Genomic DNA, 23,451 nt, shown 5'->3' with positions numbered 1-23,451 from the left:
CCGGCAACAGCTTATTCCCGTTATCATGCCGCCCATTCATTCAATCGATGGCGAACCCCGTTCATGCATACCCTTGAACAATTGCGCGCCGGCACGCTGGCAGGCATTACCCGTCTGGATCTCAGCTGCGGCCTGACAGAATTTCCGCGGGAGATCTTCGACCTGGCGGACTCCCTGGAGGTGCTCAACCTCAGTGGCAATGCCATGAGCAGCCTCCCGGATGACTTGCACCGCCTGACCCGTCTGCGCGTGTTGTTCTGCTCGGACAATCTGTTTACCGAACTGCCGGCATGCGTGGGTCAATGCGCGGCGCTGACCATGATCGCCTTCAAGGCCAACCGCATCGAGCACGTGCCAGGCGCTGCGTTGCCGCCGCTCCTGCGCTGGCTGATCCTGACCGACAACTGCATCGGTGAACTGCCGACGGAACTGGGCGAACGCCCCTACCTGCAAAAACTGATGCTGGCTGGTAATCGGCTGCAATCTTTGCCGCAGAGCCTGCGCAATTGCCATCGGCTGGAGCTGATCCGCATCGCCGCCAACCAGATCAGCCAATTGCCCGAATGGCTGCTTGCGCTGCCGAGCCTGACCTGGCTGGCGTACGCCGGTAACCCACTGGAAACCGAAGCCGATGCGGCCGCCCTGGCAGCCACGCCGAGCATCCCCTGGTCCCAGCTGAGCCTGGAGCAGCTCCTGGGCGAAGGTGCTTCGGGGTTGATTCACCGGGCGGCATGGGCACGCCCGGGCCATGCGGACACGCAAGTCGCGGTCAAACTCTACAAGGGCGAAATGACCAGCGATGGCTCGCCGTTACACGAAATGAACGCCTGTATCACCGCTGGCATTCACCCCAACCTGATCCGGGTCGAAGGCCGGGTAGTCGATCACCCGCAGGAAACCGCCGGGCTGGTGATGCAACTGATCGAACCGAGCTACCGCAACCTTGCCGCGTTGCCGAGCCTGGCGACCTGCAGCCGCGACGTCTACGCCGAAGACACCCGCTTCACCGCCGATGTCGCCCTGCGCATTGCCCGTGGTATCGCTTCGGTTGCCGAGCATTTGCACCGCCAGGGCATCACCCATGGCGACCTCTACGGCCACAATATTCTGTGGAACGAACAGGGTGATTGCCTGTTGGGAGACTTTGGCGCCGCGTCTTTCCATGCCACGCAGGACACCCTGGAAAGCCGCGCACTGCAACGCATCGAAGTCCGAGCGTTCGGGGTTCTGCTGGGGGAATTGCTGGAGCGGATCGACTCGGGATTGAGCGACGGGGAGCGCCGGCGACTGGAGGATTTGCAGCAGCGCTGCTGTCAGCCTGACGTCCTGGCGCGACCGGGGTTTGACGAGGTCATTCAAGTACTGAACGATTGATGACCGCTGCGCAGTCAATTGCGGGCAAGCCCGCTCCCACGGTGTTCAGCGGCGTACGCATTTTTTGCGAACGATACAATGACTGTGGGAGCGGGCTTGCCCGCGATAGCGGTGTTACTGGAAAAACAACTTAACCCGCCAGTCCGACAAACATGTCCTGCACGTCATCATGGTTATCGAGGCCTTCGAGGAAAGCTTCGACTTCAGCCATCTGCTCATCGCTCAGGCCGCTGACCGGGTTCTTCGGCTGGTAGCCCAGCTTGGCCGACAGTACGGTGAAGCCTTGTCCCGGCAGGGCTTTTTGCACGGCATCCAGATCCGCAGGCTCGGTCAGAAACAGGGTCGCGCCATCTTCGCCCGGCTCGAAATCCTGAGCACCCGCTTCGATGGCGGCCATTTCCGGATCGGCGTCCGGGGTGTCCGGCGAGGCTTCGATCATGCCGACGTGGTTGAAGTCCCAGGCCACGGAACCGGAAGCGCCCAATTGGCCCTTGCGGAACGCAACGCGGATTTCAGCGACGGTACGGTTGATGTTGTCCGTCACGCATTCAACGATCAACGGCACCTGATGCGGTGCGAACCCTTCATAGGTCACGCGATGGTATTGCACGGTCTCGCCCAACAGGCCCGCGCCCTTCTTGATGGCGCGATCCAGTGTTTCCTTGGGCATCGAAGCTTTCTTGGCCTGTTCAACCACCAGGCGCAGGTGTGCGTTGGTGGCAACATCAGCGCCGTTACGCGCAGCAATGGTGATTTCTTTCACCAGTTTGCCGAAGATCTTGCCCTTGGCATTGGCTGCCGCTTCTTTGTGTTTAACCTTCCACTGTGCGCCCATTACTCACTCTCTTGTCTATGGCGCCGAGACATCTATTGGCCGACGCATTGCGCAAGTTTACCCGGCCTAAAGTTGGCAATCGACCAAAAATTCTGACCTCGAATCGACATATTCACCGGCAGTTGTAGGGCAATTCTGAAACTCCTGTTTGCGATGTCCATTAAGGGCTGTGGTTTCGTACCCTCTGCTCCCGTATTCCATGGCAGAAGCGCGTTCGATGCATAACGACAAGGAAAGTCCCTTCACCCTGACACTGCTGGACGACGATTTGAGCCTGCAGGTCGTGCAGTTCAGTGGCCGAGAAGCCCTCAACCAACCCTATGCATTCGAGATTGAAGTGATCGGCCTGGCGCCCGCCATGCCGCTGGAACAGCTCCTCCATCAAGCGGCGTTCCTGAGCCTGGGGCACGATCAGGGCATTCACGGCGTACTGCACAGTGTCCGTCGCGAACATCGCGGTCCGCAGCGGGTCATCTACAAACTGGTATTGGGGCCCGCGCTGCAGGCGCTGGACCGGCATCGTTGCCGGCGCATCTTTACGCAGCTCAGCGTACCCATGATCCTTCGACAACTGCTGGAGGAACATCATCTGCCCGATGATACCTTTCGCTTCGAACTGTCAAACAGCCACTATCCGCACCGGCCTTTTTGCATTCAATACGAAGAAACCGATCTGGCCCTGCTGCAACGGCTGTGCGAGGAAGAAGGCATTCACTATCACTTCGAACATCGCCGTGACGGGCATGTACTGGTGTTTGCCGACGACAGCCTGAGTTTTCCCCAGGCACCGCTGCTGATGCCCTTCCTGAATGAGGCGTCCACCGCCAGCAGCCAACCGCTGATCAGCGAATTGTTCCAGCGGCACGATTCACGGCCCTGCGCGCCAAGGCTGGATGCCCGACACCGCGGCGCAACGGACACCGACGACGGTGCGGCCAATCATGCCTTTACCCCGTCCGCGCCACCGATGCCCCGTCCCGATCCCGAGCAGCGCCACCGAGATCAACTCGTTCGCCGGCATCTGGAGCGCTTGCGATGCCGGCATATGCAGATTCACGGCCAAAGTAATCACAGCGAACTTCGCAGTGGCTGCATCGTGCAGGTGGCTGAGCACCCACTTCCGGGTTTCAACGATCAATGGTTGGTAACGCAGGCCCGGCATCAGGGCGAACAGGGTTCGATTCTGCAGCAGGACACCCCGGACACGCCCCGGCGTTACCGCAATCAGTTCAGCGCGATACCCTGGTCAACGGTGTTTCGTCCGGCACTTGAACAACCCAGGCCGCGCATCCCCGGCTATCAGCCTGCGCGGGTGCGGGGCCGGGCCGGGCAGCGAGCGGCGCTGGATGAGCAAGGTCGCATACAGGTGAGTTTGTGGCCGGCCATGGACCATGAGACTGCAGAGGGCGCCGGTCTCTGGCTGCCCGTCGCGGTGACCGACACCCGCATCGACCCTTGCGGTCTACCCATGGCCGGCAGCGACGGGTGGGTCAATTTCCTCGACAGCGATCCCGACCGTCCGGTGTTCTGCGCCAGCACGGGGCAGCGCTCCAGGCCTCGACCCGCAAGGCGCGGTGAGCCACAAGGCGATAGCCGTCTGCTGCTCGACTGGTTGATCGATCCCACCGACGCCGAGTTCTGAGCCTCACCCCTTGTCAGCCTTGCCGGCCGCCGCCGCGAATTTGGCCAGGCGCACGTCCAGATGCCGAGGCCGCCGCCCGTGGTCCTCGGCGTGTTCCTTGCGCCGAATGGCATTGCGCACCATCAGCGAACCGAGGTAACGGATCGGCTCTGGCGGGAAAAAGCCCAGCGGTCCGTTGACCAGCGGCGAGCGCGTCCAGGGGTTGTCCAGGCCCTGGACCAGCGAGGCCAGAATCTGCCCGCCCATGTGGCACGGCCCTACCCCGCTGCCCGAGTAGCCAAAACCGTAGAACACATTGCCGTTGGCACTCATCTGCCCGAAGAACGGCAGCCCCGTGACCGAGCGATCCGAGGGGCCGTTCCAGGTCGCGTCGACCTTGACGTCGGCAAACGCCGGGAAGAAGTCCGTCAGACTGCTGCGCAGCAGTCCGGCATAAGGCGATGGCTGATCGAACACCGGCAACATGCGCCCGCCGTAGGCGAACGTGTTGCCGCCCTTGCCGAGCATGATCCGGCCGTCCGGAGTGTTGTGGTAGTAGTGCACGAAAATCCGCGAATCGAGCACCGAGACTCCGCTGGTCAAACCGATTTCGTTGAGCAGTTCGGGTCGCGGTTCGGTGATCAGCATGTCGCTGGAGACGATCGCCACGCTGCGCTCGAACTGCGGGAATGCCCGCGCCATCCAGGCATTCATTGCCAGCACCACACGATCGGCGCGAACGCTGCCATTGGCGGTTTGAATGACCGCCGGCTTGCCTTCCTCCAGGCCGATCATGGCGGTGTTTTCATGAATCCGCACGCCAAGCTGCAAGGCCACCCGACGCAAACCGCGCACCAGTTTGCCCGGCTGCACGCTGGCAGCAGCCGGCGAAAACCAGCCCTCCAGGTGTTTGACGGATCCGGCCATGCGTTGCACATCCGCCACCGGCCGCTGGCTGAAGGAGTTGATGCCATGGCGCTCCAGCGCCGCGATCACCGCGTCGGTCGAGCCGACCTGGGCACGGTTGGTCGCGGTGTAGAGGGTGCCATCGAGGCGATAGTCGGCGTCCACCGCGTACTGTTCACAGAACGCCCCGATCGCGTGGATGCTGCGCTCGGATTCCTTGACCAGCCGCACCGCCTCCTCAACACCGAACAGGCGTTCAAGGGTGAAATACTTGGCCGACCATGACAGTGCGCAACCACCGTTGCGGCCACTGGCGCCGGCGCCACAGATATCGGCTTCAATCAGCACCACCTCCAGGCCGGGGTTCTGCTCCTTGAGCATGATCGCGGTCCATAAACCGGTGTAGCCGCCACCGACGATGCAGACGTCGGCGCGGACGTCGCCCTGCAATGCCGGACAGGTCTCGGACGTATCGGCCTTCAAGGCCTGCTCCAGCCAAAAGGGTCTCATGGGGGTCACTCTCCATTCGGTTGTCCACACGCCGGCCTGCCGCAAATGCAGCAGGCGGCGACAGACAGGGTTCAGGTACGCAGGGGTTTGACGCTTATCGGCCCGTTCGGCACGAGGGGATAGTGAGTTCCCAGGCCACCGGGGCGGCTGTTCCAATGCGGGATCAATACCAGTGCGGAGAACATCGCGCAGCCGGCGAAGACTACGAACACGGTGACGGTGTCGAAATAACCAGGCAGCAACCCGCCGAGAACCGCCCCGACCGAGCCGCAACCGTTGACGAAACCGGCAGCGGTGGCGCCGGCCTTGGCGGTGCCGAAGTCGATGGCGGCCGCACCGCTGATCATCGAATCCGGTCCATAAAGCGTCAGGCCCATGACGAACAGCAGCACCACCACCAACAGCACACTGCCGGTGTGCAGGGCCCCCATGAACAACGCCAGCGACACGGTCAGTGCCAGCAGGCTGAGCACACAGGCGGGCATACGCCGGGCGCCGAACACTTTGTCGGAGGCCAGGCCGATCATGATCGGCCCGAGCAACCCGGCCAGTTCAAACGCAGTCGGAATGATCGCCGCGCCGACTTTGCCCACCGAAGGCATCTGTTCGAAAACGATCACCGGGCCCCAGAGCAGAATCGCGTAACGCGCCGGCTTCAGCATGAAGTACGCGAGACCGAGCACCAGCACCGTGCGATTGCGCAGGATCTCTTTCAATGGCGCCAGGACGCTGATCCTGCTTTGCGCGTGCGCCTCTTCAGCGGTCAGCTCGGGCTCAGGCTCCACAGCCGGCAAGCCGACATCTTCGGGTTTGTTGCGTTGAAAAATAAAAAACAGCACAGCGACCAGCCCAACCACCGCCGCACTGGAAATGAACGCGGCATGCCAGGTGCCGATCAGCGTATAGGCCCACCAACCGGCGAAGGGTGATGCCACCAGACCGCCAAAGGCGTAGCAGGAACTCCACAGGCCCAGTACCCGCCCGCGCTGCTCGGCGGGATAGAAACTGCCGAGGTTCTTGCACAGCCCCGACCAACCGGTGGACTGCGCCAGGCCTTGAATCAGCATGCAGGTGGCGAAGATCGGCAACGTGGCGAAGCTGCCCATCACCAGCGCGGCCGCCGCCGAAATCAGCAAGCCACCAAGCACCACGACCCGCGGGCCGAAGCGATCGGCCAGGATGCCCCAGGTGAACTGGCCGATGGCGTAAGCGGTCAGGTAGATCGCATCGAGGTTGGCCATGGCCATCTTGTCGAGCATGAACGTCGGGTCTTCGCCAATCCCCAGTTTTGCCACGGAGAATGCCTTGCGGGTGAAGTAGAAAGCGGCGTAAGCGAGCCAGGTGATCGCGAAGATCTGCATGCGCCAACGCTGGAGGGTACCGATGGGCTTGTTCATGTTGGTTCTGACCTCAGGGTGTGAGTGTGCCGGCAGAATTGGAAGAAAACGCCTGTCTTTTTATTTTTTAAGCACCACGAAATCACTCGGTCCCTGGGGTGATTTCGGTCAGATGAGTCCTGCAACTGCACGCACAGGCTCATGGCCACCGCGACTGTTCGACTGACAATCGGCGGCGCTGAAGCTGATCAAAACAATTACTGATTAATAAGTGAAATCGAATTATCGTATTTCAAATATAGGTTCAGCTTGTTACTGGAGTTTCCATGTCGGTATCCCACGCCCAGCTCAAAGCTTTCCACGCCGTCGCCGTTCACGGAAGCTTTACCAAAGCCGCCGAACGGCTGTTTCTCACGCAACCGGCGATTTCCGACCAGGTGCGCAAACTCGAAGAGCGCTACGGTGTTTTGCTGTTCCACCGCAACAAGCGCTCGGTGCGCCTGACCGATCTGGGCGAGCGCCTGTTGAGCGTCACCCAGCGGCTTTTTGTCATCGAGGCCGAAGCCCAGGAACTGCTGCAGGATTCCCAGGCCTTGCAGACGGGCAGCCTGGTTCTGGCGGTGGATGCACCGGTGCATGTGCTGCCGCAAATCGCCCGTTTTTGTGAGCGCTACCCCGGTATCAGCGTGAAGATCGAAACCGGCAACACCGATGAATCGCTGTTCCGGCTGTTCAACTACCAGGCCGATCTGGCCCTGCTCGGCCGCGATGTCGATGATGAAAGACTGATCTCCGTGCCGCTGCGAAACGACCCGATGGTGGCGTTCGTGTCGCGCAATCACCCGTGGGCCGACCGTGAGTCCATCTGCCTGGCGGACCTGGACGATACGCCGCTGGTGCTGCGGGAAATCGGCTCGGTCACCCGCCAGACCCTGGAAGAAGAAATGGCGGGCGCCGGGTTCCGCATCCGCCCGGCGATTCAGGTCGAAGGTCGGGAGGCGGCGCGAGAGGCGGTGGTCGTGGGGATTGGTGTCGGCGTGGTATCGGCAGCGGAATTCGGCGCGGATTCGCGGGTGTGTGCATTGCCGATCACCGATTGCAAACGGCGGTTGACCGAGACGCTGGTGTGCCTGCGCGAGCAGAGTTCGCGGCGGGTGGTGGCGACGTTTCTGGAAACGGTGCGCGAGAGTCTCACCTGAAACCACAGGTCATGCATCAGACAGGCGCCAACTCGAAAAACGCCTGGATCAAACGCAAATCCCGACGCCGCTCCATACAGCCCATCATGTGCCGGTTCACCAACCCCTCGCCGATGATCGGCACCGCCGCCACCCGGGGGTCGTGGCTCACCTCTACCGAAGACACCACGCCCACGCCCAGCTCGGCGGCCACCGCCTCAGTCACCGCTTCGCGACTGTCCAGCTCCAGCAATACCCTTGGGTTGACGTTCGCCTGGGCACACGCCTGATCAAAGGTGCGTCGGGTAATCGAACTCGGCTCACGCAACACCATGATCACCTGATCCAGTTCCTTGAGCAGCACGCCTTTGGACCGCTGCGCCCACGGATGGCCTTCGGGCACCAGTGCGCAAATCCGCGACTCGCTCAGGGCTTGCAGATGCAGGCCCTTGCGCGGCTCGACCTCGGTCAGCACCGCCACGTCGGCATGCTCGGACAACAGTGCCGCCAGGGTTTCCTGGGCATTGCCCAGGCGCAGGTTGACCGTGATGCCCGGATAACGCGCCCGCAGGCTCGCGAGCATCGGCATGACCATGTGCGGGCCGTCCGCCGCGACTTCCAGGCGCCCGGTCAGCAATTGCCGGTTGGCCTCCAGCATCGCCTGCGCTTCTTCGGCCAGGCCGAACATGGCCCGGGTGATCGCCGCCAGTTTGGTGCCCTCTTCCGTCAGTTCCACCCGTCGCGCGGTGCGGCGTAACAGGCTGATCTGGTAGTGCTCCTCCAGCGCCTTGATGTGCCCGGTGACCGCCGGTTGGCTGATGAACAGCCGTGCGGCGGCCCGGGTAAAGCTGCCTTCACGGGCCACGGCGTCAAAGGCCCGCAGCTGGAACAGATTCATGAATAACCCTCACTGATGGCTGGCATAACAACAAACAATTTGATTGATAGCACGGCAAATTGCAATTTAAGCCCCGTAGCTTCATCCCATCGATTGCGAGGACACGAGAATGAGTACTGCCGCCCCCATCCTGCTCACCCCTGGCCCACTGACCACTTCGGCACGCACCCGTCAGGCGATGATGGTCGATTGGGGTTCATGGGATGACCGCTTCAACCAACTGACCGCCAGCCTCTGCGAACAACTGCTGGCAATCATCAACGGCAGCGCCAGCCATCACTGCGTGCCCCTGCAAGGCAGCGGCACCTTCGCGGTCGAAGCGGCCATCGGCACGCTGGTACCACGCGACGGCAAAGTGCTGGTGCTGATCAACGGTGCTTACGGCAAACGCCTGGCGAAAATCTGCGAAGTGCTCGGCCGCCCGTTCAGCACCTTCGAAACCGCCGAGGACGAACCCACCACCGCCGCCGACGTCGACCGCCTGCTGCGAGCCGATGACAGCATTACCCACGTTGCACTGATTCACTGCGAAACCAGCACCGGTATCCTCAACCCGCTGCCGGAAATCGCCCAGGTCATTGCGCAGCACGGCAAACGCCTGATCATCGACGCCATGAGCTCCTTTGGCGCACTGCCGGTCGATGCGCAACAGATTCCGTTCGACGCGCTGATCGCCGCTTCGGGCAAATGCCTGGAAGGCGTGCCGGGGATGGGGTTCGTTTTCGCCCGCAAGGAAGCCCTGGCCAACGCTGCCGGCAACTCGCACTCGCTGGCGATGGATCTGCATGACCAGCACACCTACATGGCCAAGACCGGCCAATGGCGCTTCACCCCACCGACCCACGTGGTCGCCGCGCTGCACGAAGCCCTGCTGCAATACAACGAAGAAGGCGGCCTGCCGGCCCGGCATCAGCGCTACGCCGCCAACTGCCAGGCACTGATGGAAGAAATGGGCAAATTGGGCCTGCGCAGCTTCCTGCCCGCCGCTATCCAGGCGCCGATCATCACCACGTTCCACGCACCGAAAGATCCACGCTACCAGTTCAAGGAATTCTACGAACGCGTCAAGGCCAAGGGTTACATCCTCTACCCCGGCAAACTGACCCAGGTCGAAACCTTCCGCGTCGGCTGCATCGGTCACGTCACCCCGGCGCAGATGCGCGAAGCGGTGGCGGCGATTGGCGACGTGCTGCGTGAGATGGAAGTGTTAGAGATCTAAGTCACACCACATTCCCAGGTGGGAGCGAGCCTGCTCGCGATAGGGATCTGCCATTCACTATGAAGTCGACTGACAGGGCCTCATCGCGAGCAGGCTCGCTCCCACAGTAACCGCATCGCCCCTATTAGCCAGTTGCCACAGGACTTGATCACCATGAACTACACCAACCCAAACAAACTCCAGGCCGCCATCCTCGACTGGGCCGGCACTGTGGTCGATTTCGGTTCTTTTGCGCCGACGCAGATCTTTGTCGAAGCCTTCGCCGAGTTCGACGTCCAGGTGTCCATCGACGAAGCCCGTGGCCCGATGGGCATGGGCAAGTGGGACCACATCCGCACGTTGTGCAATCAGCCGGAAGTCGCCGAGCGCTACCGCAACGTGTTTGGCCGCACACCCACCGACGACGATGTGACCGCCATCTACGAACGCTTCATGCCGCTGCAGATCGAGAAAATCGCCGAGCATTCGGCACTGATCCCGGGCGCTCTGGACACCATCGCCAACCTGCGCCAGCAAGGGATCAAGATCGGCTCGTGCTCCGGCTACCCGAAACAGGTCATGGACAAGGTGGTCGAACTGGCCGCCACCAACGGTTACGTGGCCGATCACGTGGTCGCCACCGACGAAGTACCGAACGGCCGCCCATGGCCGGCACAGGCACTGGCCAACGTGATTGCCCTGGGCATCGATGACGTTGCCGCCTGCGTGAAGATCGACGACACGGTGCCGGGTATTCTCGAAGGTCGTCGCGCCGGCATGTGGACCGTCGCGCTCATTTGTTCGGGCAACGCCCTGGGCCTGGACTACGAAGGTTATCGCGCCTTGCCCAGCGACGAACTGGACAGCGAACGCAAGCGTATCCACGCGCTGTTCGAAGGCTCGCGCCCGCATTACATGATCGACACCATCACTGACCTGCCGGCCGTGATCGCTGACATCAACAAGCGTCTGGCCAACGGTGAGATGCCTCAAACCCACTGATTGCCACGCCTGCACAAACAGCGCCAGTGCCTGAACGGAACTGGCGCTTTTTACTGTCAATTACCTGAACCAGGGCATCCAGCGACTGATCGCCACAGGCAAATCCGCTGAAACAGGATTACAGTTAATGCACACCGCCAATCAAGAACGGTGGCTTGACCAGACCTGTGAGGAACACTGAATGCCGTGGAAAAACTCCGAATCGCGCTACAGCACTGTATCGATCGCGTTGCATTGGTTGATGCTGGTCCTGCTGGCACTGGTTTACGCCAGCATTGAATTTCGCGGTATTTTCCCCAAGGGCAGTGGCGGTCGGACGCTGATCGTGGAATTGCACTACATGCTCGGCCTGACCGTGTTCGTTCTCGTCTGGTTGCGTTTGTTTGCTCGCAGCCTGGGCCCGGCGCCGCAAATCTTCCCGGCCTCCCCTCGGTGGCAGACGGTAATGGCCAGACTGATGCACTGGGCGCTGTACATCTTCATGATCGCCATGCCGATGCTCGGCTGGCTGGTCACCAGTGCCAAAGGCAATCAAGTGATGTTCTACGGCATCGACCTGCCCATGCTGGTCGGCGAAGACAAGGCACTGGCCAAACAGATTCAGGGCTGGCATGAACTCGGTGCCACCATCGGCTATTGGCTGATTGGCCTGCATGCGGTGGCCGGGCTTTATCACCACTATGTGGTCGGCGATAACACCTTGCTGCGGATGATGCCCAAACGGGTGAGCCGCGATTCCTGAGACCCAACGCCTGAATGTGGGAGCAAGCTTGCTCCCACACTTGTTTCAATGCCCTTCAATGTTGTGAACCGAAGCCTCGCAGGCCCTGCAAGCCGCCGGTGTGGATAAAGATCAGTCGCGTCCCGGGCGCAAACCTGCCCGCTTCAACCTGCTGCTTGAGCGCCAGCAACGCCTTACCCGTGTACAGCGGTTCCAGAGGAATGCCGCTGGCGTTCTCGGTCTTTTCGATGAATTCAAACAACAGCGGATCGACACGGGCAAACCCGCCACGACTGGCGTCGAACAGTTCATAGAGCGCTCTGGTTTCACCCGCTTCTTCAACGATCCTCTCGACCTGCTGCGCCACGCCGTGATCGTCGGGCACCGCCAGCGCACCGTAAACCGGATGAGCCCCCGCTTCGGCCAGCACCAGGCCGGCCAGGGTCGTGCCCGTTCCGCAGGCCAGCCACCAGCCGTCGTAGCCGCTCCAGCCGATATTGGCCAGTTGCGCAGAGACCTGCGCCCTCAACTGCATGCAGCCCCGCGCGCCGGGCAAACCACCGCCACCCTCAGGAACGGGATGCAATGTCGGGTATCGGGATTGCCACGGCTGCCAGAAACCCGCTTCATGCCGCGCGCGATAGCCACCGTAACCGAGCCAGTACAACTGCATGCCGAACGCCTGCAAGTCTTTCACGGTGGGCGTTTGCTGAGGATGTCCGCGCAGCAGGCCGACCGTGGCAAAACCCAGGCGTTTGCCGGCGGCGGCCAGTGCGTGGAGGTGATTGGAGTGCGCGCCGCCGAGGCTGATGATGCCCTCGGAACCCGCTCGGTCGGCGGCATTGAGGTGTTCGATGAGCTTGAACCATTTGTTGCCGCTGATCAGCGGGTCGATCTGATCCAGACGCAGGATGGCGACTTCGATTCTGGCTGCGCCGAGCCAGTCGAGTTGCAGCGGTTCGAGGGGGGCTTGGGGTAGCCAGTTTGCAGGAGGAGAAAGCATTGATGCCGGCCCAGGGTTAAGAGCCGGCATCTTAGCAGCTGCGATTACAACTCAGCGGCCAACCGCGAACCCTGATTGATCGCCCGCTTGGCATCCAGCTCCGCCGCGACGTCCGCACCGCCAATCAAGTGCACGTTCTGCCCCGCCGCCACCAGGCCTTCCTGCAACTCGCGCAGCGGGTCCTGCCCGGCGCAGATCACGATATTGTCCACCGGCAGCACTTGCGGCTCGCCGGTTTCGCCGATGCGGATATGCAGGCCTTGGTCGTCGATCTTCAGGTATTCGACACTGTTGAGCATCTGCACCTGTTTGTTTTTCAGACCGGTGCGGTGAATCCAGCCGGTGGTTTTGCCCAGGCCGTCGCCGACCTTGGATTTCTTGCGTTGCAGCAGAAACACTTCACGGGCCGGTGCATGGGGTGCGGCCTTGATGCCAGCGACACCGCCACGCGCTTCCAGGTGCGTGTCAATGCCCCACTCTTTCCAGAATTCATCGCGGTTCTGGCTGGTGGACACACCCTGGTGAACGAGGAATTCCGACACATCGAAACCGATGCCCCCGGCGCCAATCACCGCGACACGCTTGCCCACTGGCTTGCGCTCAAGGAGCACGTCCAGGTAACTCAGGACCTTGGCGTTCTCGACGCCTGGAATCGCCGGGGTTCTTGGCGCAATGCCGGTCGCCAGGATGATTTCGTCGTAACCGCCCTCGACCAGTCTTGCCACATCCACGCGGGTGTTCAGGCACAGCTCAACGTTGGTGGTTTGCAACTTGCGGTTGAAGTAACGCAGGGTCTCGTAGAACTCTTCCTTGCCCGGCACGCGCTTGGCAACGTTGAACTGGCCGCCGATTTCGCTGGCCGAATCGAACAGCGTCACTTGATGGCCACGCTCGGCCGCTACCGTCGCGGCGGACAAACCCGCAGGACCGGCACCGACCACGGCGATTTTCTTGATCTGCTTGACCGGCACATAGTTGAGTTCTGTTTCGTGGCAGGCACGCGGGTTGACCAGGCAACTGGTCAATTTGCCGCCGAAGGTGTGATCCAGGCACGCCTGGTTGCAACCGATACAGGTGTTGATCTCGTCGGCGCGACCTTCAGCCGCCTTGTTGACGAAATCCGGGTCGGCGAGGAACGGCCGCGCCATCGAGACCATGTCGGCATCACCTTCGGCCAGGATCTGCTCGGCGACTTCCGGGGTGTTGATGCGGTTGGTGGTAATCAGCGGAATGTTCACCGAACCACGCAGCTTGGCCGTGACCTTGCTGAACGCCGCACGCGGGACCTTGGTGGCAATGGTCGGGATCCGCGCTTCGTGCCAGCCGATACCGGTGTTGATGATGGTCGCACCGGCCTGCTCGATGGCCTTGGCCAACTGCACGATTTCTTCCCAGCTGCTGCCACCTTCCACCAGGTCGAGCATCGACAGGCGGAAAATGATGATGAAGTTGGGCCCAACCGCTTCACGCACCCGACGGACGATCTCCACTGGCAAGCGCATGCGGTTTTCGTAGCTGCCGCCCCAGCGGTCTGTACGGTGGTTGGTGTGGGCAGCGAGGAACTGGTTAATGAAATAACCTTCGGAGCCCATGATTTCAACGCCGTCGTATTCGGCCTGTTGCGCCAGGGTCGAACAGGTGACGAAATCGCGGATCTGCTTCTCGATGCCTTCCTCGTCGAGCTCTTTGGGCTTGAACGGGTTGATCGGCGCCTGAATGGCGCTCGGCGCGACCTGTTTGGGGCTGTAGGCATAACGGCCGGCGTGAAGGATCTGCATGCAGATCTTGCCACCCGCCTCGTGCACCGCACGCGTCACGATCCGGTGCTTGAGCGCTTCTTCTTCGGTGGTCAGCTTGGCCGCACCGGAATACACCCCGCCCTCGTCGTTCGGACCGATGCCACCGGTGACCATCAGACCGACGCCACCACGGGCACGTTCGGCGAAGTACGCCGCCATGCGCTCGAAACCACCGGGCTTTTCCTCAAGACCGGTGTGCATCGAGCCCATCAGGGTGCGGTTGCGCAACGTGGTAAAACCCAGGTCCAGCGGGGCCAACAGGTGCGGGTAATGAGCGGCGGTCATCGGTAACTCCACAACGAGCGATCACGGAAAAATGCAGGAGCTCTGTGGCCCCCGTCAGTCATGTTCGACAGACTAAGAGCCGTAGGGTTGGCGCTCAATGACCGAAACTGACAACTTATTGATCCAAATGCACAGCACCCCTTGGCAATCGCCGACATGGGCCATACCCTAGTCATCGAATCCTGCTCACGGCCGTTGTGCTTCCCCATGCGCAAACTTTTGTACCTGACCCTCTCCATGGCGCTGATTGCCGTCCTGACGACCTACGCCATGTGGGCTGCGGATCGCCCGGTGGGTCATTACCTTTCGGACTTGCGCATCAACCTTGCCGTCGATCAGGGCGTACCTGCCGATCGCGGCAATCTGTTGGGCATCCAGCCTGAACTGTTTCCTACCGACTACCAGAGCCCTGAACGCCTGCACCGCAAACTCGCGGCCTACTTGCAGAAAGCCAAGGACCAGGGACTGCTCAATGAGAAAACCATCGTGGTCCTGCCGGAGCATGTCGGCACCTGGCTGATGGTCAGCGGCGAGAAGGATGAGTTGTACCAGGCCACCACACTGAAGGAAGCCATGAACTGGCTGGCCGTGAGCAACCCCTTGAAGTTCGTCCGTGCGTTGATCAGCGCCCAGGGCGGCAACCGCCTGGACGATGCTCACCTGCGCATGAAAGCCAAAGCCATGGCCAAGGATTACCAGGCGCTGTTTGGCGGGCTGGCCAAGGAATTCCACGTGGCACTGGTGGCAGGCTCCATTGTATTGCCCGAGCCGAGTGTCATCGACGGCACCCTGAAAATCGGCCACGGTGCGCTTTACAACAGCAGCGTCGTGTTTGGCCGCGATGGCCTGCCGATCGGACAACCGCAGCGCCAGATACATTCGGTGTTTGCCGATAAGGACGAAATCAAGGCCAACGGCGAACATTCGCTCAATGCTTTCGATACGCCGGCCGGACGCCTGGGTGTGCTGATCGGTCGCGACAGCTGGTATCCGGAAAACTATCGCAAGCTCGATGATCAGAGCGTGCAACTGGTAGCGGTTCCAGCCTTTGTGGCAGGGCGTGGCACCTGGGATCAGCCGTGGCGGGGATACCGGGGCTCGTCGACACCGGTCTCGGTCAATCTCAAGCCAGGAGAGCTCAGCGAAGGTCAGGCCTGGCAGCGCCTGACCCTGACTACCCAGGCACCGGCCAGTCAGGCCACGGCTGGCGTCAGCGTGTTTCTGCGCGGGCAATTCTGGGATCAGGGCAGCGGCGGACAAAGCTTCATCAGCAGCAACGGTCAGCAGTTCATCAACGCCAACGCGCATGGTGCACGCCTGCTGAACCTCTGGTTGTAGCGCATGAAACCGCTTCCGATGCGTCTGGGCGATCTGTCGGTGGGCTTTGTTCACAGCCTGGCCGACGCGGTGCGCAGCCACGGTGTAGATCCGCAACCTCTGCTCGACCAATACGGCCTCGATGCCGCTCGTCTCGGCGAAGCGGGTGCGCGGCTTTCGATCCCCCGTTACATGCGATTGGGCCACAGTGCCATCCAACTGACCGATGACCCGGCGCTCGGCTTGCGCATGGGCCAGCTCAGTCGCCTGAGTCAGGCCGGTCTCGCCGGAGTCACCGCCGCCCAGGCGCCGACAGTACGCGAAGCGGCACGTTGTCTGATTCGTTTTGAAGCCTTGTATGGTTCCAACTATCGCGGGCAGTCGAGCTTCCACGAAGACGTTCAGGGTGCCTGGCTGCGGTTCTATTCCATCAGCCCTTACAACACCTATAACCGCTTCGTGGTGGATTCGATCATCGCCGGATGGTTACAGCAATTATCCAGCGTAAGCCCTGCCCCGCTGCGCGCCGAACGCATCGAGATCGAGTTCGAAGCGCCCGACTATCGCGCGGACTATGAAGTGCTGGGCGACTGTCCGATCCAGTTCGGCTGTGAACACAATCAGTTGCGCCTGAACCTGGCGAGCCTTGCCCAGCGTAATCCCGAACATTGCCCAAGTACGTGGCGGCACTTGCTGCAACTGTGTGAGCGGGAACTGGAGCAACTGACACGCACCCGCAGCCTGCGTGAACGCATCACTCAGCTGCTGGGGCCTTTGCTCAATGGTGGTCGGGAACCCGACCTGGAAGAAGTGGCGGCACGCCTGAAGCTGCCTACCTGGACCTTGCGTCGCAAACTCGCCGAGGAAGGCACGCAATTTCGCGCAATCCTCAACGACACACGTCGCGATCTGGCCATGACTTACATACGCGATACCGAACTGGCGTTCGGTGAAATCGCCTACCTGCTCGGCTTTGCCTCAGCCGAAGCCTTTCAACGCGCCTTCAAACGCTGGAACGGGCAGACGCCCGGCGAATTTCGCCGCAGCCATCGCCAGTCCGCCTGACGCTTACAGCTCGGTAGCGTCTTCGGCCGGTTCCAGTGGATCCAGTTCAAACGCCTGATACTCGAGCAGCTCTTCCTGATAATCGTCCATTGTCCAGTCTCCCCCGGCTCATTGAAAAAACGTCTGATCAAATGACCAGCAAACCGAGCATAAAGTCCGCGCATGAAAGAAAAATGACGCGGCCACGACACTCCGTCGCTGTAGGATAAAACGTAGCAGGCGGTCAGGAATTTATCAGCGTTTTTTTTGAGGCAGGCTGCAAAACGGCAGCCTGGGTTGACGTGGGTCAAGTCTGGCGACGTTACGGGAGCGGCTTGCCTGTTTCCGATCCCGCAACGCTGTTGCCCATCACTGGCCGGTGACTGGCATTGCCGGGATCGGCTCGGTCGGCGGCGGCATGTCACTTGGAGGGGTCGGTGGCGTGATGGTTTCCGTGGATGCTGCCGGCGCTTCGCTCTGAGCTGCCGTGATAGGCGCCGCCTCAGGCGGTGGCGCAACCGGTTCAGAGACCGCTGGCGTAGCTTCGACAGGAGCCGGAGTCGCTGCGGGTGCCGGTTCTGCTGCCGGAGCCGGGGTTGCCGCTAACGGAGCCGGAGCAGCCTTGGCTTCAGGCACACCCAGATCGGTTTTCGGTTTTTCGGTGATGTGCGCAGCCTTCTTGGCTTCTGGCGGCAGGAACAGCTCGACCAGGGTGAAGAATCGTTCATAGAACTTGGCGGACGAGACGGTCTCACTGGCAACCTTCACCATCGAATCGTCCGACGAGCCTATTGGCATCGACACCGAGCCCAAGACGCCGACGCCGAGGCTGGCGGAGTTGTTGGTCTTCTTCAATGCATAGCGGTCCTGCAGGGCATTGGCGAACATGGTCGCATGGTGTCCTTCGCTGCCATCATCGGCGCAAACCACACTGAAGCTGATCTCCATATGGGTCTCACCGGTCTGCTGGAAGCTCTTGTGGCCACTGACCAGTTTCGGATCACTGCTGGTGATGATGTAGCCCTGGCTAAGCAATGCCCGACGGGCGGCTTCACAGGATTGCGCATCTGTCACCGGATAGTTACGGGAAAACGTACCGGAGTCGGAGAAGTTCTCATGCTCATAGATGGCGGCTTTCTTCGACGAGCACCCGGCCGCAGCGGCCAGCACCAGCGCCAGCCCGGCAACACGCATGGGAAATGATTTAAACATTGAACATCCTGAGGAAATCGGTTCGGGGCGTATTGTGCAACAGATCGTTGCTTAGCGGCGCAACGATTGTGTCTTAAAACAGATACAGGTCCGTTGATCCCGATATTAGGCAAAAGATCCCGGAAGATTGATGACAATTGCCCAAACAAAAAACCCCGACCTTTCGGCCGGGGTTCTTGATGAGTAGAAAAACTCAGTCAGGCATCAGAAACGCTTGATGTCCGCCTCGCTTTCCAGCTGCTTGCGGTACGCCGCAAAGTCTTGCTGGCCAACGCGCGAAGCGAGGAAGCGACGGTATTGAGCCTTCTCTTCTTCGGTCGGCGTTGCGGCTTCGTTCACACTGTTCAGGCGCACGATCATCAGGCTGCCATCAGGCAAGGTCACGCTACTGAAGGTCGGCTTGTCTTTCGCGACAGGCTTCGGCATACGGAACAGCGCTTGCAATACGGCTGGGTCAACCCCTTCCTGAGCCCGAGTCGCGGCGGCTGTGACTTTCCAGTTCTGACCGTCGATCGCCTTGTCCAGTGGCGTCTTGCCATCGCGCAGGCTGGCGATCAGCTCTTCAGCCTTGGTCTTGGCGGCAGCACTGGCATGCTCCTTGGCCAATTGCGCGCGGATCGGGCCAGCTACGCTTTCCAGCGGCAGCTGTGCAGGCTTCAAGTGCTCCTTGGCGCGCAATACGATCACGGTTTCAGGATCAAGCTCGATGGCGGTGCTGTTGGCTCCTTCGTCCAGCACTTCAGGGCTGAACGCTGCGGTCACCACGGCACGGTTGGCTGCAACACCCTCGCCACCTTCACGACCAAACGGCTTGGAGGTGTGAACGGTCAGTTTCAGGTCCTGCGCCGGCTGAGCCAGATCGGACGCCTCGAACGAAGAGTCTTCCAGTTGCTTGCTCGCCTCCACGAAACGTTGTTCGACCTGCTGGGCTTTCAGTTCGCGAGTCAGCTTGTCTTTCAGGCTGGCGAATGTCGGCACTTCAGGTGCTTCCACACCCAACAGCTTGATCAGGTGGAAACCGTAGTCGGTGCGAACCGGCGCGGAAACCTGATCCTTGGTCAGCGAGTACAGCGCTTTTTCGAACGCTGGATCATAGACACCCGGACCTGCATAGCCAAGATCACCGCCATTGCTTGCCGAGCCAGGATCCTGGGAAAACTCTTTGGCCAGCGCCTCGAATTTTTCGCCTTTGGCCAGACGGGCCTGGATCTCTTCGATCTTGGCCTTGGCTTGCGCCTCGGTAGTCTTGTCGTTCACTTCGATCAGAATGTGCGCAGCCCGACGTTGCTCGGACAGGTTCGCGGTTTCTTTCTGATACGCCGCCTGCAGATCTTCGTCTTTGACGCTGACCTGATCAAAGAAGGAAGCCTTCTTCAATTCGAGGTAATCGATGACTACCTGATCTGGCGTCATGAATTCCTTGGCGTGTTCGTCGTAATAGGCTTTGACTTCATCGTCAGTCAGCTTCACGGCCGCTGGGTCAGCCTTGATGTTCAGGGAAGCGAAATCGCGGGTCTGTTTTTCCAGACGGGCGAAAGCCATGACCTGTGCATCGGTGACAAAACCACTGCCCGCCACACCGGCGCGCAACTGACCGATCAGCATTTCCTGAGCCAGCATCTGGCGGAATTGCAGACGGCTGTAACCGAGCTGGCGAATGACCTGATCAAAACGCTCAGAACTGAATTTGCCATCCACCTGGAATTCAGGGGTTTGCAGGATGACCTGGTCCAATGCTGCTTCGGAAAAGGCGAATTTTGAACTTTCTGCGCCTTGCAGCAACAGTTTGCGGTCAATCAAGCCCTTGAGCGCTGATTCACGCAGCATTTTTTCATCTAGCAAGGAAGCATCGAAATCCTTGCCCAGTTGTTGCATGAGTTGACGGCGTTGCATATCGACCGCCTGGCTCAGCTCGTTTTGGCTGATTTGTTCGCCGTTGACCTTCGCCGCTTCATTGTTGTGCGTCGTGGCCTTGAAAATGGCGTCGAAACCGGTCAAAGCCATCAATGCAACGATGACTCCGATAATGGTCTTGGCAATCCAGCCTTGTGAATTGTCCCTGATATTCTGCAGCATGCGTCCCCCATAAACGGTTGAACTTCAAAATTAGGCAACCGTGGAGCGTGGGTAGAATCCGGATAGAAGAAAGGCGCATCCGAGGATGCGCCTTCTCGTAACTGGCGGAGCGGACCGATGACTCGAACTTGCGAGCCTCGGCGTCACGGACCGGCATCTCGCCGACTGGACTACCGCTCCGCTGCCAGGTCAGGCATGACCCCGACCCGGATAGGCAAAAACCTGAATCGAACTTAGTTGACAGCTTCTTTCAGAGCTTTACCGGCTTTGAAACCTGGTTTTTTGGCTGCTGCGATTTCCAGAGTCTTACCGGTCTGTGGGTTACGACCAATGCGAGCTGGACGATCGGTTACGGAGAAAGTACCGAAACCTACCAGAACAACAGAGTCGCCAGCCTTGAGAGCGCCAGTGACGGATTCGATTACAGCATCCAGCGCACGGCCAGCAGCAGCTTTCGGGATATCAGCGGATGCAGCGATAGCATCAATCAGTTCCGACTTGTTCACTCTAAGTCCCCTTATATCTATTTGAGTATGATTCTAAGTTTTTTGGTGAAAGCAAAAACGAGTGCTGAATGGCCTACAGACACTTAAGAGCCGCTTTATAACAAGGGCTCTAAAAAGCTGTCAAGGAAGCCCCCCAGGCAAATACGTACTAATGCGTGCTAATTCTTTCCTTGGAATCGGACTCGCGTTTTTCATCCTTCGCGACTATCTCCGGAGCCACATCCGGCAAGGGCTCCGGCGCGTATTGCAGCGCAATTTGCAGGACCTCGTCAATCCATTTAACCGGTTTAATCTGTAGATCTTGCTTGATATTGTCAGGAATTTCCTTCAGATCGCGCACATTCTCTTCAGGAATGATCACGGTCTTGATCCCGCCACGGTGAGCAGCCAACAGTTTTTCTTTCAAACCACCGATCGCCAGTACCTGACCACGCAATGTAATTTCACCGGTCATGGCGACGTCCGCGCGCACAGGAATACCGGTCAATGCAGAAACCAGCGCCGTGCACATGCCCACACCGGCACTTGGGCCGTCCTTGGGGGTCGCCCCTTCCGGCATGTGGATGTGCGTGTCACGCTTCTCGTGGAAGTCCAGGGGAATCCCCAGGCTCTTCGCGCGGCTACGGACGACGGTCAAGGCAGCGGTGATCGACTCGACCATCACGTCACCCAGCGAACCGGTCTTGATCAACTGGCCTTTACCCGGTACGACGGCAGCTTCGATAGTCAGCAATTCACCGCCCACCTGAGTCCACGCCAACCCGGTGACTTGTCCGATCTGGTCCTGTTGTTCAGCCAGGCCGTAGCGGAATTTACGCACGCCCAGGAAGTGCTCCAGCATGTCTGCGGTGACCTTCACCGAGAAGCGTTTTTCCAGAGCATGCTCTTTGACCGCCTTACGGCAAACCTTGGCAATCTGGCGCTCCAGCCCCCGCACACCGGCTTCGCGAGTGTAATAACGGATGATGTCGCGAATCGCTTCGGCGTCGAATTCCAGCTCGCCTTTCTTCAAGCCGTTAGCCGCAATCTGCTTCGGCGAAAGGTATTTGACGGCGATGTTGATCTTCTCGTCTTCGGTGTAGCCCGGCAGACGAATCACCTCCATCCGATCCAGCAGTGCCGGTGGAATGTTCATGGAGTTCGAAGTGCACAGGAACATCACGTCGGACAGGTCGTAATCGACTTCCAGATAGTGATCGTTGAAATTGTGGTTCTGCTCGGGATCGAGCACTTCCAGCAACGCCGACGCCGGGTCACCACGCATATCGCTGCCCATCTTGTCGATTTCATCGAGCAGGAACAACGGGTTGCGGACACCCACTTTTGTCATCTTTTGAATCAATCTTCCTGGCATCGAACCGATGTAAGTACGGCGATGACCACGAATTTCAGCTTCATCACGCACACCGCCGAGGGCCATGCGCACGAATTTGCGGTTGGTGGCGTGTGCAATCGACTCCGCCAGAGAGGTTTTACCCACCCCAGGAGGACCTACCAGGCACAACACGGGACCACGAATTTTCTTCACGCGCTTTTGTACGGCGAGATATTCGAGAATCCGCTCTTTGACTTCTTCCAGACCATAGTGATCGGCATCAAGAATGTCTTCGGCGCGCGCCAGATCCAGACGCACTTTGCTCTGAGCCTTCCACGGCACCTGAACCAGCCAGTCGATATAAGAACGCACCACGGTCGCTTCCGCGGACATCGGCGACATTTGCTTGAGCTTGTTCAGTTCGGCCGTAGCCTTGGCCAGCGCATCCTTCGGCAGACCAGCGGCGTCGATACGCTTTTTCAGCTCCTCGACTTCGTTGTGGCCTTCGTCGCTGTCGCCGAGCTCTTTCTGAATGGCCTTCATCTGCTCATTCAGGTAGTACTCGCGCTGACTGCGCTCCATTTGCTTTTTAACGCGACCGCGTATGCGTTTTTCGACTTGCAGCAGATCGATCTCGGCATCCAGCAGGGCCAGAACGTGCTCGACCCGGGCCGACAAATCAATGATTTCGAGAATTTCCTGCTTCTGCTCGATCTTCAATGCCATGTGCGCGGCCATGGTGTCGACCAGGCGCCCAGGTTCATCGATGCTGTTGAGCGACGACAGGACTTCAGCAGGGACTTTCTTGCCCAACTGCACATATTGCTCGAACTGTGACAGCAGGCTGCGCACGAACACTTCCGACTCGCGCTCGGGTGCTTCAACTTCATCGATCAAGGAGACTTCGGCGCGGCAATGGCCGTCGACTTCGCTGAAGCGCTCCACTGCGCCTCGCTGCTCGCCCTCGACCAAAACCTTGACCGTACCGTCAGGCAGCTTCAGCAGCTGCAGAACGGTCGCAATCGTACCAACGCGATAAAGTGCATCTTCACCGGGATCGTCGTCAGCAGGGTTTCTCTGGGCCAGCAGAAGGATCTGCTTGTCGCCCGACATCGCAGCCTCAAGGGCTTCGATGGATTTCTCGCGCCCCACGAACAGCGGGATAACCATGTGCGGATAAACCACGACATCACGCAATGGCAAGAGAGGCAATTCGATGGTTGTCTTCATGATTTCGCCTCTATGGCGGCCATAAGGCCGTAAACAGATGGAAGTAAGCTTGAAACCAAGATGGGGGCTGGTTTGGAAAAAAAC

At 60.0% G+C, this 23,451-nt stretch carries 18 protein-coding genes; 8 read left to right on the top strand and 10 right to left on the bottom strand.

Features of this window, described 5'->3' with window-relative positions; translation table 11 throughout:
- The first annotated feature begins 63 nt into the window (after positions 1-63).
- Positions 64-1,374, top strand: coding sequence for a leucine-rich repeat-containing protein kinase family protein (locus tag ACVWYU_RS21485; RefSeq protein ID WP_457373624.1), 1,311 nt, complete (start codon positions 64-66; stop codon positions 1,372-1,374).
- A gap of 130 nt (positions 1,375-1,504) precedes the next feature.
- On the opposite strand, the gene ACVWYU_RS21480 is transcribed toward ACVWYU_RS21485, so the two are convergent.
- Positions 1,505-2,209 (bottom strand): YebC/PmpR family DNA-binding transcriptional regulator, encoded by a 705-nt coding sequence (locus ACVWYU_RS21480; RefSeq protein ID WP_090323589.1) that lies wholly within the window; start codon positions 2,207-2,209, stop codon positions 1,505-1,507.
- A gap of 217 nt (positions 2,210-2,426) precedes the next feature.
- Between ACVWYU_RS21480 and ACVWYU_RS21475 the strand changes: the two genes are divergently transcribed.
- Positions 2,427-3,851 (top strand): type VI secretion system Vgr family protein, encoded by a 1,425-nt coding sequence (locus tag ACVWYU_RS21475; RefSeq protein WP_457373623.1) that lies wholly within the window; start codon positions 2,427-2,429, stop codon positions 3,849-3,851.
- A gap of 3 nt (positions 3,852-3,854) precedes the next feature.
- On the opposite strand, the gene ACVWYU_RS21470 is transcribed toward ACVWYU_RS21475, so the two are convergent.
- Together ACVWYU_RS21470 and ACVWYU_RS21465 are read right to left on the bottom strand one after the other, a co-directional pair.
- Complete coding sequence (locus ACVWYU_RS21470; protein ID WP_247256217.1) at positions 3,855-5,246, bottom strand: FAD-dependent oxidoreductase; 1,392 nt, start codon at positions 5,244-5,246, stop codon at positions 3,855-3,857.
- 71 nt (positions 5,247-5,317) lie between these two features.
- A complete protein-coding gene (locus ACVWYU_RS21465; RefSeq protein ID WP_457373622.1) occupies positions 5,318-6,643 on the bottom strand; it encodes an MFS transporter in 1,326 nt (441 codons plus the stop codon).
- 266 nt (positions 6,644-6,909) lie between these two features.
- On the opposite strand from ACVWYU_RS21465, the gene ACVWYU_RS21460 reads away from it, so the two are divergent.
- Positions 6,910-7,782 carry a LysR family transcriptional regulator gene (locus tag ACVWYU_RS21460; RefSeq protein WP_390956699.1) on the top strand — a complete coding sequence of 291 codons (873 nt, stop codon included), beginning with the start codon at positions 6,910-6,912 and terminating at the stop codon, positions 7,780-7,782.
- A gap of 16 nt (positions 7,783-7,798) precedes the next feature.
- Here ACVWYU_RS21460 and ACVWYU_RS21455 read toward each other — a convergent pair whose 3' ends face one another.
- Positions 7,799-8,659: a LysR substrate-binding domain-containing protein gene (locus ACVWYU_RS21455; protein WP_457373621.1), complete on the bottom strand. Its 861-nt coding sequence runs from the start codon at positions 8,657-8,659 to the stop codon at positions 7,799-7,801.
- 109 nt (positions 8,660-8,768) lie between these two features.
- Between ACVWYU_RS21455 and ACVWYU_RS21450 the strand changes: the two genes are divergently transcribed.
- From ACVWYU_RS21450 to ACVWYU_RS21440, 3 genes are all read left to right on the top strand, one after another.
- Entirely contained in the window at positions 8,769-9,878 is a 1,110-nt protein-coding gene (locus tag ACVWYU_RS21450; RefSeq protein ID WP_457373620.1) for a 2-aminoethylphosphonate--pyruvate transaminase, read from the top strand.
- 153 nt (positions 9,879-10,031) lie between these two features.
- Positions 10,032-10,859, top strand: coding sequence for a phosphonoacetaldehyde hydrolase (phnX, locus tag ACVWYU_RS21445; protein ID WP_090323600.1), 828 nt, complete (start codon positions 10,032-10,034; stop codon positions 10,857-10,859).
- A 181-nt stretch (positions 10,860-11,040) separates the two neighbouring features.
- Complete coding sequence (locus ACVWYU_RS21440; RefSeq protein ID WP_390956702.1) at positions 11,041-11,601, top strand: cytochrome b; 561 nt, start codon at positions 11,041-11,043, stop codon at positions 11,599-11,601.
- A 55-nt stretch (positions 11,602-11,656) separates the two neighbouring features.
- On the opposite strand, the gene ACVWYU_RS21435 is transcribed toward ACVWYU_RS21440, so the two are convergent.
- Together ACVWYU_RS21435 and ACVWYU_RS21430 are read right to left on the bottom strand one after the other, a co-directional pair.
- Positions 11,657-12,583 carry a 1-aminocyclopropane-1-carboxylate deaminase/D-cysteine desulfhydrase gene (locus ACVWYU_RS21435; RefSeq protein WP_457373619.1) on the bottom strand — a complete coding sequence of 309 codons (927 nt, stop codon included), beginning with the start codon at positions 12,581-12,583 and terminating at the stop codon, positions 11,657-11,659.
- A gap of 44 nt (positions 12,584-12,627) precedes the next feature.
- Positions 12,628-14,667, bottom strand: coding sequence for an oxidoreductase (locus tag ACVWYU_RS21430; RefSeq protein WP_457373618.1), 2,040 nt, complete (start codon positions 14,665-14,667; stop codon positions 12,628-12,630).
- A 207-nt stretch (positions 14,668-14,874) separates the two neighbouring features.
- Here ACVWYU_RS21430 and ACVWYU_RS21425 point away from each other — a divergent pair, with 207 nt between their 5' ends.
- Together ACVWYU_RS21425 and ACVWYU_RS21420 are read left to right on the top strand one after the other, a co-directional pair.
- Positions 14,875-16,005 (top strand): nitrilase-related carbon-nitrogen hydrolase, encoded by a 1,131-nt coding sequence (locus tag ACVWYU_RS21425; protein WP_457373617.1) that lies wholly within the window; start codon positions 14,875-14,877, stop codon positions 16,003-16,005.
- Positions 16,006-16,008: 3 nt separating this feature from the next.
- Positions 16,009-17,049 (top strand): AraC family transcriptional regulator, encoded by a 1,041-nt coding sequence (locus ACVWYU_RS21420; protein ID WP_457373616.1) that lies wholly within the window; start codon positions 16,009-16,011, stop codon positions 17,047-17,049.
- Positions 17,050-17,397: 348 nt separating this feature from the next.
- Here the strand turns inward: ACVWYU_RS21420 and ACVWYU_RS21415 are convergent, their stop codons facing one another.
- From ACVWYU_RS21415 to lon, 4 genes are all read right to left on the bottom strand, one after another.
- Positions 17,398-18,240: a DUF2242 domain-containing protein gene (locus tag ACVWYU_RS21415; RefSeq protein WP_247256228.1), complete on the bottom strand. Its 843-nt coding sequence runs from the start codon at positions 18,238-18,240 to the stop codon at positions 17,398-17,400.
- Positions 18,241-18,444: 204 nt separating this feature from the next.
- On the bottom strand, positions 18,445-20,316 hold the full coding sequence (locus tag ACVWYU_RS21410; protein WP_457373615.1) for a SurA N-terminal domain-containing protein: 1,872 nt from the start codon (positions 20,314-20,316) through the stop codon (positions 18,445-18,447).
- Positions 20,317-20,549: 233 nt separating this feature from the next.
- A complete protein-coding gene (locus tag ACVWYU_RS21405; RefSeq protein WP_002552737.1) occupies positions 20,550-20,822 on the bottom strand; it encodes an HU family DNA-binding protein in 273 nt (90 codons plus the stop codon).
- Between the two features lie 148 nt (positions 20,823-20,970).
- Positions 20,971-23,367, bottom strand: a complete 2,397-nt coding sequence (gene lon, locus ACVWYU_RS21400; protein ID WP_090323734.1) for an endopeptidase La — start codon at positions 23,365-23,367, stop codon at positions 20,971-20,973.
- Between the last annotated feature and the right edge of the window lie 84 nt (positions 23,368-23,451).

This window comes from Pseudomonas sp. TE12234 (assembly GCF_054061835.1).
The sequence above is the reverse complement of the archived record's forward strand: the minus strand, read 5'-3'. Positions and strand labels throughout refer to the sequence as shown.